Origin of the sequence: Natranaerovirga pectinivora (genome assembly GCF_004342165.1) — a bacterium.
GTDB classification, from domain to species: domain Bacteria; phylum Bacillota; class Clostridia; order Lachnospirales; family DSM-24629; genus Natranaerovirga; species Natranaerovirga pectinivora.
In genome coordinates this window covers 264,102-277,520 of sequence record NZ_SMAL01000001.1, presented here as the reverse complement: position 1 = coordinate 277,520, position 13,419 = coordinate 264,102, and the positions used below count along the sequence as shown (strand labels likewise).

The 13,419-nt window shown below is 30.4% G+C and carries 15 protein-coding genes; 1 reads left to right on the top strand and 14 read right to left on the bottom strand.

Annotated elements, in window-relative coordinates; all coding sequences use genetic code 11:
* Window positions 1–94 precede the first annotated feature (94 nt).
* The 12 genes from trmD to plsX all read right to left on the bottom strand — a co-directional run bounded on the left by trmD (window position 95) and on the right by plsX (window position 10,802).
* Window positions 95–838 (bottom strand): tRNA (guanosine(37)-N1)-methyltransferase TrmD, encoded by a 744-nt coding sequence (gene trmD, locus EDC18_RS01355; RefSeq protein WP_132249494.1) that lies wholly within the window; start codon window positions 836–838, stop codon window positions 95–97.
* Entirely contained in the window at window positions 838–1,347 is a 510-nt protein-coding gene (rimM, locus tag EDC18_RS01350; RefSeq protein ID WP_132249492.1) for a ribosome maturation factor RimM, read from the bottom strand. The genes trmD and rimM overlap by 1 nt, the downstream gene beginning before the upstream one ends.
* Window positions 1,348–1,431: 84 nt before the next feature.
* Window positions 1,432–1,662, bottom strand: coding sequence for a KH domain-containing protein (locus tag EDC18_RS01345; RefSeq protein ID WP_132249490.1), 231 nt, complete (start codon window positions 1,660–1,662; stop codon window positions 1,432–1,434).
* 17 nt (window positions 1,663–1,679) lie between these two features.
* Window positions 1,680–1,925 carry a 30S ribosomal protein S16 gene (rpsP, locus tag EDC18_RS01340; RefSeq protein ID WP_132249488.1) on the bottom strand — a complete coding sequence of 82 codons (246 nt, stop codon included), beginning with the start codon at window positions 1,923–1,925 and terminating at the stop codon, window positions 1,680–1,682.
* A gap of 54 nt (window positions 1,926–1,979) precedes the next feature.
* Entirely contained in the window at window positions 1,980–3,317 is a 1,338-nt protein-coding gene (gene ffh, locus EDC18_RS01335; RefSeq protein WP_132249486.1) for a signal recognition particle protein, read from the bottom strand.
* 23 nt (window positions 3,318–3,340) lie between these two features.
* The gene (ylxM, locus tag EDC18_RS01330) at window positions 3,341–3,700 is read right to left on the bottom strand and encodes a YlxM family DNA-binding protein (protein ID WP_132249484.1); all 360 of its coding nucleotides are present in this window, start codon (window positions 3,698–3,700) and stop codon (window positions 3,341–3,343) included.
* A 106-nt stretch (window positions 3,701–3,806) separates the two neighbouring features.
* Complete coding sequence (locus EDC18_RS14435; RefSeq protein ID WP_165878416.1) at window positions 3,807–3,971, bottom strand: hypothetical protein; 165 nt, start codon at window positions 3,969–3,971, stop codon at window positions 3,807–3,809.
* Between the two features lie 62 nt (window positions 3,972–4,033).
* Window positions 4,034–4,975, bottom strand: a complete 942-nt coding sequence (gene ftsY, locus EDC18_RS01325) for a signal recognition particle-docking protein FtsY (RefSeq protein ID WP_132249482.1) — start codon at window positions 4,973–4,975, stop codon at window positions 4,034–4,036.
* A gap of 32 nt (window positions 4,976–5,007) precedes the next feature.
* Window positions 5,008–8,565, bottom strand: a complete 3,558-nt coding sequence (gene smc / locus EDC18_RS01320; protein WP_132249480.1) for a chromosome segregation protein SMC — start codon at window positions 8,563–8,565, stop codon at window positions 5,008–5,010.
* A 194-nt stretch (window positions 8,566–8,759) separates the two neighbouring features.
* On the bottom strand, window positions 8,760–9,452 hold the full coding sequence (gene rnc / locus EDC18_RS01315) for a ribonuclease III (RefSeq protein WP_132249478.1): 693 nt from the start codon (window positions 9,450–9,452) through the stop codon (window positions 8,760–8,762).
* Between the two features lie 80 nt (window positions 9,453–9,532).
* Complete coding sequence (acpP, locus tag EDC18_RS01310; RefSeq protein ID WP_132249476.1) at window positions 9,533–9,766, bottom strand: acyl carrier protein; 234 nt, start codon at window positions 9,764–9,766, stop codon at window positions 9,533–9,535.
* A 40-nt stretch (window positions 9,767–9,806) separates the two neighbouring features.
* Complete coding sequence (plsX, locus tag EDC18_RS01305) at window positions 9,807–10,802, bottom strand: phosphate acyltransferase PlsX (protein WP_132249474.1); 996 nt, start codon at window positions 10,800–10,802, stop codon at window positions 9,807–9,809.
* 305 nt (window positions 10,803–11,107) lie between these two features.
* On the opposite strand from plsX, the gene EDC18_RS01300 reads away from it, so the two are divergent.
* Window positions 11,108–12,508 carry a [Fe-Fe] hydrogenase large subunit C-terminal domain-containing protein gene (locus tag EDC18_RS01300; RefSeq protein ID WP_243115033.1) on the top strand — a complete coding sequence of 467 codons (1,401 nt, stop codon included), beginning with the start codon at window positions 11,108–11,110 and terminating at the stop codon, window positions 12,506–12,508.
* 65 nt (window positions 12,509–12,573) lie between these two features.
* On the opposite strand, the gene rpmF is transcribed toward EDC18_RS01300, so the two are convergent.
* A complete protein-coding gene (gene rpmF, locus EDC18_RS01295) occupies window positions 12,574–12,756 on the bottom strand; it encodes a 50S ribosomal protein L32 (RefSeq protein ID WP_132249472.1) in 183 nt (60 codons plus the stop codon).
* A gap of 12 nt (window positions 12,757–12,768) precedes the next feature.
* Window positions 12,769–13,293 (bottom strand): YceD family protein, encoded by a 525-nt coding sequence (locus EDC18_RS01290; protein ID WP_132249470.1) that lies wholly within the window; start codon window positions 13,291–13,293, stop codon window positions 12,769–12,771.
* Window positions 13,294–13,419: the final 126 nt, after the last annotated feature.

The following is a 13,419-nucleotide window of genomic DNA, read 5'->3' as shown; positions in this document are numbered from 1 at the left end:
TATTTGCTTCAAGATGTAAGTGTCTTACGCAAATCTTAATATAGAGTTGCGTTTATAACAGAGGACCATCCGTACTTCACAATTAACAACTATATCACAAATCATCTATATTTGCAATATTTTTTAAGTATTTTTTTTCTTCTTCTGTTAAATGTGCTTTATTTATTAAATCTGGTCTTCTTTCTAATGTTCTAGATAATGATTGTTCTTTTCTCCACTTAGTAATATTGGCATGGTGACCGGATATTAAAACATCAGGTACTGTTTTCCCCATAAAGTCATAAGGTCTTGTATACTGTGGATATTCTAATAATCCATCTTGAAAAGACTCATAATCCGCTGAATCATTATTGCTAAGAACACCAGGTATTAATCTTGATATAGCATCTATAAGTACCATAACAGCTAATTCTCCACCAGTTAAAACATAATCACCAATAGAAACATAGTCTGTTACAATAGTTTCTAAAACTCTTTCATCTACCCCTTCATAGTGGCCACACAAGAACATTAAAGACTCTTCTTTTGAAAATTCTTCAGCCATTTTTTGATTAAATACTTTTCCTTGAGGGGTTAAATAAATGAGTCTTGTTTTCTTTTCTACTTTTGTATCCATTACGCTTTTATAGGCGTTATAAATAGGCTCTGGTTGCATAACCATTCCAGCACCGCCGCCGTATGGATAGTCGTCCACTTTTTTATGTTTATTCGTTGAAAACTCTCTTATATTTATAAGGTTTAAATCAATTATCCCCTTTTCTATTGCTCTTCCAATAATGCTTGTATTAAGTCCTTGTTCAATCATTTCAGGGAACAATGTAAAAATATGATAATTCACTAATCAATCAAACCCTTCATTATGTGTACCTTCATCGTATTGTTGGCAATATCTACATTTAAAATGCATTCTTTAATTGCAGGTAATAAGATTTGTTTTCTGTCTTCATTTTCAACAATATAAACTTCATTACTTCCTGTTATTAAAACATCTTTTATTTTTCCAATACTATTGCCTTCATCTGTGATGACTTCAAGTCCAATGAGATCACTAATATAGTATTCATCTTCTTCTAATGGCAATGCCATATCTCTTGGAATTTTTATTGTTGAACTTTTTAAGTATTCAATATCATTAATAGAATTAACACCCTTAAATTTAAGAAGCACAAACTGTTTAGAGTATCTAACCGTTTCTATTTCAAATTCTTTTGTTATTTTTCCTGTATCTACAAAAACCTTATCTAAAAGCTCAAAGCGTTTAGGATCATCTGTTGTAGGTAAAACTTTAATTTCACCTTTAATCCCGTGTGTATTAGCAATAATACCAATTTGAAAATATTCTATCATAGTACATCTCACCTTTTGTATCTTCTAGATTTTATCCATGTTATATTTCTAAAAAGTCTTAAAAGGTTAGGATAACCTAACCTTTTACTGTAGTATTTCTACTACGACTTTTTTATTGTCCTTCGTTGCTGCTGATTTTACTACAGTACGAATTGCTTTTGCAATACGTCCTTGTTTACCAATGATTTTACCCATATCTTCTGGATCAACTTTCAATTCTATAACGATTGAACGCTCTCCTTCGATTTCTTTAACGGTAACTTCATCTGGTTTGTCTACTAATGCTTTTGCAATTACTTCAACAAGTTCTTTCAAAATCAACACCTCCACTATTACTCAACAACACCTGCTGTTTTTAATAGTTTTTTAACAGTATCTGAAGGTTGAGCACCGTTGTTTAACCATTTTTTAGCAAGCTCATCGTTTACTTTTAATACTTTTGGTTCCTTAGTTGGATCATAGTATCCGATTTCTTCGATGAATTTACCATCTCTTGGTGATCTTGAGTCTGCAACTACGATTCTATAGAAAGGAGCTTTCTTTTGTCCCATTCTTTTTAATCTGATTTTAACTGCCATTTGTTTCACCTCCTTGTAAGTCTATATATCTTTTGTATGCCTAAGCAATACTATTTATAGAAAAGGAAATTTGAACATTCCTTTTTTACCTTTACCTTTCATCATACCTGAAAACTGTTTCATCATCTTTTTAGATTGATCATACTGTTTTACAAGTTTGTTGACATCATGTATTGAGCGTCCACAACCCAATGCGATTCTTTTCTTCCTTGAAGGATTAAGAATATTAGGATTGGCTCTTTCTTCTTTGGTCATAGAAAGAATGATCGCTTCTACTTTGTAAATTTCATTGTCATCTATTTCAACATCTTTTAACTGCTGACCCATTCCTGGAATCATACCAATTATTGAGCTTAGATTACCCATTTTTTTAACTTGTTGCATTTGCTCAAGAAAATCATCAAATGTAAATTCTGCATTTCTAAGCTTACGCTCCATTTCTAATGCTTGTTTTTCATCAATAGATTCTTGTGCTTTTTCTATTAGTGTAAGAACGTCACCCATACCTAATATACGTGATGCCATTCTTTCAGGATGGAAAGGTTCTAAATCTGTTAATTTTTCACCCATACCAACAAATTTGATTGGCTTATCTGTTACACTTCTTACAGAGATAGCAGCCCCACCTCTTGTGTCACCATCTAATTTTGTTAATATAACACCATCTACGCCAATTTTTTCATTAAAAGTCTCTGCAACTGTTACTGCATCTTGACCTGTCATAGCATCAACAACCAATAGAGTTTCTTGTGGTTTTAAACTTTCTTTTATCTCAATTAATTCACCCATCATATTTTCATCAATATGAAGTCTACCTGCTGTATCAATAATTACAACATCATTGCCATTATTTTTTGCGTATTCAATGCCTGCTTTTGCAATATTTACTGGGTTATGATTGTCACCCATTGTAAATACTGGAACATCTAATTGGGCACCTACAACTTGTAATTGTTTGATAGCTGCTGGTCTATATATATCACAAGCTACTAGCAAAGGTTTTTTGCCTTTTTTCTTGATATTACCGCTAATTTTTGCAGAAGTTGTTGTTTTACCTGCCCCTTGTAACCCAACCATCATAAAAACTGTTATGCCATCTTTGTTATAGGTAAGTTCATTATTAGAATCTCCCATTAACTTAATCAATTCTTCATTAACAATCTTTATCACTTGTTGCCCTGGGGTTAAGCTCTCTAACACTTCATGTCCCGTAGCTCTCTCTTGTACACTTTTAACAAAAGTTTTAACTACTTTAAAGTTAACATCTGCTTCTAAAAGAGCCATTTTTACTTCTCTTAAGGCATCTTTTACATCTTTTTCTGTGAGCTTTCCTTTTTTCTTTAACCCTTTAAATATGTTTTGGAGTTTATCTGACAAACTTTCAAAAGCCATATATAAAACCTCCTAAGAGAAATCTATAAATCATTTATAATACTATCAGCTATTTCTTGTATCTTTTTTGTTTCTTCTATAATTTTATCCTTATCGTCAAGTCTATTAAGTATTTTATTGGTATACTCATATATGTCACTTACACGTTTTTTGTTATTATCAAATTTCTTTACTAGATTCAATTTGTTTTCATAGTTCTCTAGTAACTTGGTAGTTCTTTTAATTGTATCATAAACACCTTGGCGACTAATACCTTCCTGTTCTGATATCTCTCCTAGAGATAAATCATTTAAAAAGTAACATTCGTATATCTTTTTTTGCTTTTCTGTTAGTAGCTCGCCATAAAAATCGTATAATAGTGTTTGTTCAACGATCTTTTCCATTTTCACACCACCTGTAAAGCTAATTTACTTTACAGTCGTATTTTATAGTATTTAATCCTTGTTGTCAAGTGTTTTTATAAAATTCATTCCAACCCTTATATCTTTATTAAATGGTCTCTTTTGTTTTATAAACAATCATAACATAGTGGTCTATAAATGTTTTCCACTTAATATCTATCACTTCAATTTTGTTTTGGTTTTGTTCCAAAAAGTCATTTAGTTTCCTTTCTAGTCCACTAAAACTTAATGAATAAATCATCTTTACTTTCACTTCATTCTCCCCCTATTTTTAATATAAGTGCCACTTATCTATTGATAAATGACACTTGGTTCCTATTCTTCTTTTTCTTCCCCAAAGAGGGCGTCAACAAAAGCTTTTGGATCAAATTTTTGCAAATCATCTATGCCTTCTCCAACACCAATGTATTTAACTGGCACTTTTAGCTCCGATTGTATTGCTATAGCAATACCACCTTTTGCAGTTCCATCTAATTTGGTTAAAACAATACCTGTTATGTCGGCAATCTCTTTAAATTGTTTTGCTTGTTGTAATGCATTTTGTCCTGTTGTGCTGTCTAAAACCAAAAGCGTTTCTTTATGAGCATCAGCATATTCTCTTTCAATAATTTTATTGATTTTTCTTAGTTCTTCCATTAGATTCTTTTTATTGTGAAGTCGTCCAGCTGTATCACAAATAAGGATATCTGCTTTTCTTGCTTTTGCAGCAGCTACTGCATCAAAGACAACAGCACCTGGATCTGAGTTCTCTTGTTGAGAGATTATTTCAACATTGGCTCTATTGGCCCATTCTGTTAATTGATCTATGGCCGCAGCTCTAAATGTATCTGCTGCAGCTAAAATCACTTTTTTCTTTTCTGCTTTAAATTGAGCCGCTAATTTTCCTATAGTTGTGGTTTTTCCAACACCATTCACACCTATAATTAACAATACTGATTTTTTATTTTCAAATTCATATTCACTTTCTTCTACTGAAAGCAATTCTTTTATTTCGTTCATTAACAATTTTTTTACATCTTTAGCATCTTTCACTTTTTGTTCTTTTACTTTTTCTTTAAGATTTTCAATGATTTTTAGCGTTGTATTAACACCTAAATCAGCCATTATTAATGTTTCTTCTAGTTCCTCATAAAATTCGTCATCTATTTTAGTAAAAGAACTTACTAAATTATCAATGCTTTCAACAATATTATTTCTAGTTTTAGTAAGTCCTGAAACCAACTTGCCAAAAAAACCTTTTTTCTTTTTTTCTTCCATAGTTGTCACCTTTCCTTATTCTTATGTGTATTTTAAATGATTTCATTTTCTATTAGATTTACTGAAACAAGAGTGGATATACCTTTTTCTTGCATTGTAATCCCATAAAGAGAATCCGCAGATTCCATTGTACCTTTTCTATGAGTAATGACAATAAACTGAGTGTCTTTAGATAGTTTATGTAAATACTCTGCAAATCTATTAACATTGGCATCATCTAAAGCAGCTTCTATTTCATCTAATACGCAAAAAGGTGATGGTTTTAGACTTTGTATAGCAAATAAAAGGGCAATAGCAGTAAAAGCTCTTTCTCCACCTGATAGCAACATCATGTTTTGCAATTTTTTTCCTGGTGGTTGTGCAATGATTTTTATACCTGCTTCTAAAATATCCTCTTCACTAGTAAGCTCTAAGAAGCCTTTTCCACCACCAAACAACTCCACAAATACTTTATTAAATTGTTCATTGATTTCTTTAAATTTCTCATGGAATTGAGCTCTCATTGCTTCATCAAGTTCTATAACAATTTCCATCAATTTTTGTTCAGCTTCTAATAGATCATCTCTTTGAGTTTGAAGAAATGTATGCCTTTCAACTAAATTCTTATAATCTTCAATGGCATTTACATTGACATCTCCTAAAGAACGTACTTTTTGTTTTAAACCTTGAACCTCTTTTTTCATAGAAGGCAATGTAATATCCAAATCTTTTTTATAACCTAATGCTTCATTATAGGTAATCTCATATTCGCTCCACATATAATTTATTAGCTGATCGGACTGTTCTTCTAGTTTTTCTTCTTTATTATTTATTCTAAATAATTCTTTATCCAATAGGTTAATTCTTTCAGAAATTGATTCTCTTTCTTTAAAATACTCTTTTAAACGATTTGTTAATCTTTCTTTTTCTTTAATAAATTCTTGTAATTGTTCTTCTTTTAGAACACCTTTATTCAGATCTATATTGATTTGTTCTTGTAATACAAAAATTTCTTTTTCCTTTTCACTGATGTCTTTATAATTGTTGCCTAATGACTCTTGTAAAGTTTTATATTCTTGATCTAACAAAGCATTCTCTTTGTTTAGTTTCTTAAGATTTTCAGCTGTATAGGATAATTCTTGCTCTAAAGAAGAAATTTTAATTTTATATTTAGTAATCTCTTCTACTTTGGCCTCATATAATGTTTTTGTCTCACCAATGCCTTGATTAATCTCGTTGATTTTTTCTTCTGAAGTCTTATGTTTTTCTTTTACCTGCATTAACTCTTCATTAAGGATAGTAATATTCTTTTCAATATCTAGATGTTGATTTTCTAATTCTTTTATCTCTTTTAATATATCCGACTTATCTTCTTGTATTTCTAGTGTTTTTTCTTCTATTTGTTTTATTCTCATTTGAGAAGTGTTTTGCTTAATAATATACTCTTGTATGGATGTTTTTATAAATTCATATTCGTCTTTTAACGCTATTTCTTTCTGAGCGTATTCTTCCCTTTGTATTTCATCTGCTATTATTTGTTGTTCTAGTTCTTTTATATTTTTATCTAAGGTTTCTAGTTCACGTTGTCTTCCTAGAAAATTGTTATTGTTTTTATAACTACCTCCTGTTATAGAGCCCCCTGGATTTAAGACTTCTCCACTTAATGTTACAATCCTAAGACTTTGGTTATATTTCTTAGCAATTCGTATACCGTTATCAATATGATCAACAACTATAACCCTTCCTAGTAAAAATTCTACTAAGTCTTTGTATTTGCTATCATAATTAATCAATCCGCTTGCTAGATTAATAACACCTTGCTCTTCAAAAACCCTTTGATCATAAATACTACCCTTATTGGAAACAGTTGTTAAAGGTAAAAAAGTAGCTCGACCATATTTGTTTTGTTTAAGAAATTCAACTAAATTTTTAGCTGTTTTATCATCTTTAGTAATTATGTGCTGAATACTTCCTCCTAAGGCAATCTCAATAGCGATTTCATATTCTTTTCCTACCTTTATTATATCTGCAACAACACCAACTATACCTTCATTTCTGTCCTTTTGCTCCATAATTTTACGAATGCTGTAATTGTACCCTTCATATTGATCAGAAATATTCTTTAATGCTTCATATCTTGAATGGAGTTGATTATGTTTTTGTTGTTTTTGAGTACATTTATTTGCATATTCTTCTTTTTTACTTTGACTAATTCTTAAACTTTTTTCTAACTGTTCTTTCTTAGCAGATATTTCATTTATTTTTTCAACAAGAATTTTATGATCTTCTAAAAAATTATTCTTTTCTTCATTAATTTCTGCTTCTTCACTTTTTATTTTTATATGTTTTTGATTCAACTCTGACTTTCTAATAGATATATTCTCATCCATTGTTGTATAACGCTGTATTTTATTATTTGTGCTGGAAATCTCATTCAAAAATTCAATAATATCAGATTTAAGACTTTCAATAGTTGTATTATGAGTATTAATAATTTCAGATATACTTTTTAGTTCTTCTTCTAGTGTGATTAATTCACTTTTTTCTTTTTTTACATTTTCTTCTATTAACTTATGTTTATCCTCTAATGTTTCTTTTTCTAATGATTGACTTTTAATTTTTTCTTCAATGGCTTCAATTCTTTCGTTTATATGTAAGTTTGTATTTTTTATTGATGTTATTTGTTCTTTAATAATATTAATTTGATTATCCAGTTTTTCTTTTTGCAAGTAATTTTTAGTAATTGCTTCTTTTTCATTGTCAATTCGTATATTAAGATTTTCTAGGTCTAGCTCTAAAGTGTCATGTTTTTCTTTTGTCCCAGCCAATTCATTAGTAGTGGTTGCAATTTCCTTCTTTACATTATCTTCTAACTCCTTAACTTCCACTTGTTGTCTTTTTAAACTTTCTAGTTCAGAGATAAATATATTAATATCAAATACTTTTATTTGCTCTTTTAATAAAAGAAACTCTTTTGCAACATTAGATTGGTTTTCTAACGGTTCTAATTGATTTTCTATTTCTGATAAAATATCGTTTACCCGAAAAAGATTTTGTTTTTCTTCTTGTAGTTTTTTTTCTGCTAATTCTTTTCTTTTTTTATATTTTACGATTCCTGCAGCTTCATCAAAAAGATCACGTCTGTCTTCTGGCTTACTACTTAAAATTTTATCTATTTGACCTTGTCCAATGATTGAATAGCCTTCTTTTCCTATACCTGTATCAAAGAAAAGTTCATGAACGTCTTTTAACCTACAATTTCCACCATTGATAGAGTATTCACTTTCTCCAGAACGGTAAACCCTTCTTGCTACCGTAACTTCTGTATAGTCAATTGGTAGTTTTTTTTCTGTATTATCAATGGTTAAAGAAACTTGACAAAAACCTAATTTTTTTCTGTTTTCAGTTCCAGCAAAAATAACATCTTCCATTTTTGCTCCTCTAAGTTGTTTTGCACTCTGTTCACCTAACACCCAACGTACTGCGTCAGCAACATTACTTTTTCCACTACCATTAGGCCCAACAATGCCTGTTATGCCTGGATTAAAATTAAGTTGAATTTTATTAGCAAAAGATTTAAATCCTTGTAATTCAATGTTCTTTAAATACATATATTGGCACCTACTTTTTACAGTAACTTATTATTGAGAAGATTTCATAATTACTTTCCTATTTTATCTGGAAAGACTAGTATTAGATATGTTTTGGCCGTTTGTGGCACAAGTTTCATTGAAAGAAAACTTTTAAGCCCCTAGCTTTAAATTTTACTTTCATCTTAAATATAATTATGAAATCCCCTAAATCTCTACTGGTTATTTTTCAACTCTTTAATTGCATTATAGGCAGCTTCTTGTTCTGCTAATTTTTTGCTTCTGCCTCTTCCTGTCCCTAATACTTTGTTTTCAAATCTTACTTCCACAACAAAAATCTTATTATGATCTGGTCCATTTTCATCAATCAAATAATATTTTACAGGAATTTGACTTGATTGCTGTATGATTTCTTGTAATACAGTTTTACTATCATAAAACAATTTCTTATTGTCTATATCCGTAAGTATAAAATTACGAACAAATTCTTCTGCTTTAATAAGTCCACCATCTAAATATATAGCACCTATAATAGACTCTAAGGCATCTGAAAGTACTGAACTTCTATTTCTTCCACCAGATAATTCTTCTCCCTTACCAAGAAGAAGGTAATTGCCTAATTCTAAATCTTTTGAGCACTGAGAGAGAGTTGGTTCACAAACAATGCTGGCTCTTAATTTTGTTAATTCGCCTTCCGTTAACTTGCTATATTTCTTAAAAAGAAAATGGCTTGTGGTTAATTCCAATACTGCATCTCCTAAAAACTCAAGTCTTTCGTTGTTATCCAGCTTACTCATTCTTTTTTCATTAGAATAAGAGCTATGCGTCAATGCTTGCTTTAGTAGGAATTTATTTATAAATGTATAACCTATTTTTTCTTCAAATTTATCTAATTTATTATGTCCCATATATGCTCCTTTTCTTTCGTTTTTTGTTTTATATTTTAACCTATTTCATAGGATAAGGGAGAAATATTTTCTCCCTTATTTTAAGCATTTAATGCATTTTTTATTTGCTCTACAGCATCTGCTACCGTTACAATATTTTCAGCATTTTCATTGGCGATCTCAATATCAAATTCTTCTTCAATACCCATAATGATTTGAAATACATCTAAAGAATCTGCACCTAAATCATCAACAAATTTGGTATCAAGAGCCACTTCCTCTTTGTCAATGTTTAGTACTTCACTAATGATAACTTGTAACTTTTCAAATTCCATATTTTCATACCCCTTTATTATTTTATTTGTTTTATTTTTTTTATATATTCTCTTTTATTTTTTCGTTGATTTTCATATTGGAGAATTTAATACACTGGATAATTGTATTTTTAACAACTTTTGCATTTGCACTTCCATGTGCTTTTACAACTAACCCGTCTAATCCCAATAATGGTGCCCCACCATACTCTGTATAATCAAATCTTTTGGCCATTTTTTTAAGTGATTTTTTTAAAAGCATACCACCTAACTTGCTTTGAAGATTACTCATTATAGCTTCTTTCACAAAACCAAAAAAGGTTAATCCTAGACCTTCTGTATATTTAAGAAGTATATTTCCTACAAAAGCATCACAAACAAGAACATCTGCTTTTCCTGAAGGAATTTCTCTAGCTTCTATATTTCCCATAAAGTTAACTGGTGCCTCTTTTAATAATGGAAAGGTTTCTTTTGTTAATTCATTTCCCTTAGAATCCTCTTCTCCAATATTAATTAGCCCAACTACTGGTTTTTCTATACCTATTATGTTTTCCATATAGATAGAACCCATTTTTGCAAATTGAACCAAATAAGCAGGTTTTGCATCAACATTGGCACCACAGTCTATTAATAATGATACACCTTTCTTTGTTGGTATTAAAGGTGCAAGGGCTGGTCTATCAATTCCTTTTATTCGTCCCACTATAAAAGTCCCTCCAGCAAGTAAGGCACCTGTATTTCCTGAAGAAACAAAAGCTTCAACTTTTTTATCCTTAACCAGTTGTAATCCTTTAACCATTGATGATTCTTTTTTCTTTCTTATTGCAACAACAGGCGCTTCATCCGTTTCAATAACTTCATCAGCATTAACGATTTCAAGTCTATTTTTGTCATATGTATATTTTTCTAATTCTTTGGCAATCTCTTGTTCTTTACCTACTAGAAACAGTTTAATATCATCGCTATAGTTCAATGCATCAACAGCACCTTGTACCATAGCTTCTGGTGCATTATCACCACCCATAGCATCTAATGCTATATTAATTAAGTCCTTCATTAATACCTGTCCCCCTATCTGGTTTTCTAATATTTAATATACTAGATATCATTTTATAAATCAACATTTATGTTATAAAAAGATGAATTACTTACCATTTTTGAAAGCATAATTTACAAACTTGCTTGCAAGGATTTGGAAATCTTCCTTTCAACGAAGCTTATATCTCTTTTCAAGTAAGAGGCATAAGCCTCATTAGTTCTAAAATTAATTCTTTCATTAACTTCTAAATTTCTTTATTTATGGAAAAGATATATTTATATGAAGGAAAAGTAATGTTTTCCTAGTATAGAAGAAAGTAAGAGGTGATAACAATAGATTATTATAAAAATTTTCAAGAAAAAAGAATGGTCATTTTTGGCGAGCTTGTTTTACGATACTGGAATGGTAAATTAAATTCTGCTGAAGACTTAAATGAGCTAACAGAAGATATTAAGAAAAAATTTCATTTTACAGACAAGGATACCTCATTTATAAAAGATCACATTAGACTTGCTATGGGATTAGATCCAAAAGGGGATATTAATTTTACTGATGAATTAAACTTAGTTAGAAATTCAAAAGAAATTACAAAACCAATTGTTGCTAAAATTGAAGGACCTTGTGAATATTGCGACCATAGTAAATGTGAAGAAAATGATGATTCTAAATGCAAATACGATGCCCATCTATATAATAAAAACAAAGGACCTGTCATAGTAAATGACAAATGTTTAAGCTGTGGTAATTGTGTTTCTAGTTGTGATTTTGGTGCACTGGCGGATAAAATAGAGTTTTTGCCCCTTATTGACTTACTTAAAGATGATTCTACACCAGTATACGCAACTGTTGCTCCAGCTGTTATTGGACAATTTGGTGATCATATTTCGTTAGGTCAAATAAGAACAGCATTAAAGATTCTAGGCTTTAAAGATTTGATTGAAGTGGCATTGTTTGCTGATATTTTAACCATTAAAGAGGCTTATGAGTTTACCCACTTGGTTAATAGTGAAAAGGATTTCTTTTTAACCAGTTGTTGTTGTCCTGTATGGTTTAACTTAACTAGAAAAAATTATCCAAATATTTATGATCATATGTCTCCCTCTGTTTCTCCAATGATTGCATCCGGAAGATTTTTAAAAAAATTGTATCCCAATGCTAAAGTGGTTTTTATAGCACCTTGTATTGCGAAAAAATCAGAAATCCAAGAGCCTGAGTTAAAAGGGGCTATTGATTATGTTATTAATTTTAGAGAATTAGATGAAGTCTTTAAAGCTTTAAATATTAATTTAAAAGAATTACCTGGCGACGATAAAGATCAAGCCTCTTTTGGTGGAAGAATCTATGCTAGAACAGGTGGCGTAAGTTTTTCTGTTAAATCTGTTGTAAATAGATTAGAACCAGAAAGACTTGTTAAATTAAAATCTAAAAAGGCAGATGGTGTTAAAAGTTGCAAAGCTGTTCTTGATGATTTAACCAATAACAGAGACATTGGGGGTAACTTTATTGAAGGCATGGGATGTACCGGTGGATGTGTCGGTGGTCCTCGAACAAATATTCAAATGGAAAAGGCTAGAGATATGGTAAATGAATTTGGAGAGGACTCTTTGATCTTAACCCCATTCGATAATTTAAATGTCATGAAGATTCTTAAAGAATTTGACATTACTTCTATTGATGAAATTGTAGAAAACAAAGAAATTAATAAAATGCTTTCTAGAGATTAGACATCTAAAATCACTCATAATTTTACAACAAAAAGGACAGCCTAGGCTGTCCTTTTTTAACTCAATTATTGAGCTACTTCTACTACTACTTTTTTGTTGTATGTTCCACAGCTTTTACAAACTCTATGTGGCATCATTAGTTCTGAACATTTGCTACATTTAACTAAATTAGGTGCACTCATTTTCCAGTTTGCTCTACGTGCATTTCTTCTCGCCTTTGATATTTTTCTTTTTGGACATATTGACATAACTACACCTCCTCAATAATCTTTTAAGATATCTTTAAACACTGCCATTCTTGGGTCTATATCTAAATTATCACAATCACACTTGTTAATATTTATATTGCAACCACAACTATTACATATGCCCTCGCAGTCGTTTTTACATAAAACTTTCATTGGAAAGTTAATTATTAACTCTTCATAAACCAATTGATATAAATCAATATTGTGACCTTCTACATACTTATTAGCTTCATCATCATCATCATCATCTACAGCAACTCTTTTTTCACCAAAACTAGCTACACGATGAAAGTTTGTTTCTAAATGATATATAACTTCTTCCGTACAACGGCTACAAGGAATGATTAAAGCAGCATTTAACTTACCCGCTATTTCAACTTCCTTTTTACCAATATTAGTGAGTTTTACTTCCGTCTTAACTTCATCCTTAAGAGAATAGGTTATCCCTTGACATTTAATCTTGTCAATAGGAATACTTTCATTAACTTCTTTTACAAAACCTTCAGATAAAAGCAATTTAGTTACATTAATAAGCACAAGTCATCACCTTAAGTTTACACTTATTGTATTATACATATGACTTTATATTTTGTCAATAACATTTTTCAAGAGAGCCTATCTTACAGCCTAAAATCCATTCCATATGAAAATGTAATTTGCAAA

Excerpts from the sequence above, each read along its gene's own strand:
- rimM (WP_132249492.1), bottom strand. The coding sequence starts at position 1,347 with ATGATAGAATATTTTCAAATTGGTATTATTGCTAATACACACGGGATT.
- rpsP (WP_132249488.1), bottom strand. The coding sequence starts at position 1,925 with ATGGCAGTTAAAATCAGATTAAAAAGAATGGGACAAAAGAAAGCTCCT.
- rnc (WP_132249478.1), bottom strand. The coding sequence starts at position 9,452 with ATGGGACATAATAAATTAGATAAATTTGAAGAAAAAATAGGTTATACA.
- rpmF (WP_132249472.1), bottom strand. The coding sequence starts at position 12,756 with ATGTCAATATGTCCAAAAAGAAAAATATCAAAGGCGAGAAGAAATGCA.
- plsX (WP_132249474.1), bottom strand. The coding sequence starts at position 10,802 with ATGAAGGACTTAATTAATATAGCATTAGATGCTATGGGTGGTGATAAT.
- ylxM (WP_132249484.1), bottom strand. The coding sequence starts at position 3,700 with ATGGAAAAGATCGTTGAACAAACACTATTATACGATTTTTATGGCGAG.
- acpP (WP_132249476.1), bottom strand. The coding sequence starts at position 9,766 with ATGGAATTTGAAAAGTTACAAGTTATCATTAGTGAAGTACTAAACATT.
- ftsY (WP_132249482.1), bottom strand. The coding sequence starts at position 4,975 with ATGGAAGAAAAAAAGAAAAAAGGTTTTTTTGGCAAGTTGGTTTCAGGA.
- smc (WP_132249480.1), bottom strand. The coding sequence starts at position 8,565 with ATGTATTTAAAGAACATTGAATTACAAGGATTTAAATCTTTTGCTAAT.
- ffh (WP_132249486.1), bottom strand. The coding sequence starts at position 3,317 with ATGGCTTTTGAAAGTTTGTCAGATAAACTCCAAAACATATTTAAAGGG.